General features: G+C 38.3%; 2 protein-coding genes and 1 pseudogene. All 3 read left to right on the forward strand.

Translation table 11 applies throughout. The features are described from left to right. Positions 1-251: pseudogene (locus PVV65_RS09585) on the forward strand (hypothetical protein); the annotation flags it as partial. Between the two features lie 87 nt (positions 252-338). Next, the gene (locus PVV65_RS09590) at positions 339-1,028 is read left to right on the forward strand and encodes a hypothetical protein (RefSeq protein ID WP_273790005.1); all 690 of its coding nucleotides are present in this window, start codon (positions 339-341) and stop codon (positions 1,026-1,028) included. Between the two features lie 95 nt (positions 1,029-1,123). Beyond that, entirely contained in the window at positions 1,124-1,627 is a 504-nt protein-coding gene (locus PVV65_RS09595) for a hypothetical protein (RefSeq protein WP_273790006.1), read from the forward strand. Positions 1,628-1,829: the final 202 nt, after the last annotated feature.

Genomic DNA, 1,829 nt, shown 5'->3' on the forward strand with positions numbered 1-1,829 from the left:
CTAAGGTTTATGGCAAGGTCTATGGTGGTGCGCGGGTTTCCAATAATGCTTTAATTTCTGAGAATGCTGAGGTTTATGATGATGCGCGCATTTATGACAATGCTAAAATTTATGGCAAGGTTTATGGGAATGCGCATGTATTTGGCAATGCTCAAGTGATTGGTTATACTGAGATAAGTGGTAATACCAAAATTGGTGGCAATTATAAAGAACCTGTTATCACTGGTGAAATTGTTTTTACAACTGCATAAATAAACGCGCGGGCGGTGCGGGGGCGCCTGCTTTCTAACCAAATTCTTTCATTCAAAAATTAAATCTTCTTATAAAGGAATTGTGCTATGCAAAAGAAATTTGCACTCACAAATGAGACACGTGTATTAAATAATCAAACTCTTTATCGCATTAAAGCATTAAGAGACTTTGCTGATGTAAAGGCTGGGGATTTAGGTGGTTTTATTGAAAGTGAAAACAACCTTTCTCATGATGGCAATTGCTGGGTATATGATAATGCTTGTGTTGTAAAATCTGGTCGTGTTTATGAAAATGCAAGGGTCTATGGCAATGCTGCCATTGGTGGCTTTGTTTATGGCAATGCTCATGTATGTGATAAAACCCGCGTGTATTTTGAAGCTCATGTTTATGACAATGCTCATCTTTCTCATAATGCTTGGGTTTATAATAGTGCAAAGGTTTATGGGAATGCAAAATTATCAGGAAGTGCACGTATTCATAGCAAGGCGGTAGTTTATGATGATGCTGTTGTGAGTGGCGCTGCTAAAATTTATGGCAAGGTTTATGGCAATGCTAGCGTGGGTGGGTATGTTAAGGTCTACGGTTCTGTTTATGGGAATGCAAAAGTGACTGGTTATCACACCATTAGAGGTTTGGTACATGGCAATGCAAGATTAAAAAGAGATGGTTATTCATATGTTGAACAAAACGTTTACTATGCATATGGGATTCCTTCTGATTGTGAAATTTATGAAAACGATCACGTTGTAAAGATTATTGAAAACACAGCAGCGTAAATAAATGCGTGGGCGTTGCGGGGGCGCCCCTCTTTTAGATTTTCCATTCCAAATTTTAGCAAATGTTTATCACATTAAATTGTGAGGGTATTCTTATGTCTAAAAAATATAAATTAACCAGCGAAATCAAACAAATAAAACATGCTCTGACTCGTAATATTATCAATCTTTATCGCATTCGGGCTTTAAAAGATTTTGATGATGTTAAGGCGGGTGCCTTGGGTGGCTTTATTGAAAAAGAAGTCAATCTTTCTCATGATGGCAATTGCTGGGTGTATGATGAGGCTTGTGTCTATGGTCATGCCAATGTTTCTGGATCGGCTTGCATTTATAGCCATGGCAAGGTTTATAATTATGCTGTTATTAGGGGTCGTGCAAAGATTTATGGGAAGGTTTATGGCTCTGCTAGCGTGGCTGGCTCTTGTGAAGTTTATGGCTCTGTCTATGGCAATGCAAAACTCTCATATTGTGCAAAGGTCTGGGGGCGTGCTTATGGGAATGCAAAAATAAACAAAAAAAGCAAAGAAAAGTTGGTGCCCCAAAATTGTGAGGTTTATGAAAGCGATCATGTTATCAAGATTGTTGATAAAACAGAATAAAGAACGGCGTGGGGGGCGCCTTCTTACAGCTATAAACGCATCATAAGATGCATTCCTTAAAACGTCTCATAAAAGAGAGAACTCCAAAAAAGAAAGCCGTGCCAATTGATATGACGCGGCTTTTCAATGGAGGCTTTGGAATAACCAGTTCCAAATCATAAGTATTTACATACAAAACGTATTATATTGCAAGCGTTCTATT

The organism is Bartonella sp. ML70XJBT (assembly GCF_028618425.1).
Lineage (GTDB): Bacteria > Pseudomonadota > Alphaproteobacteria > Rhizobiales > Rhizobiaceae > Bartonella.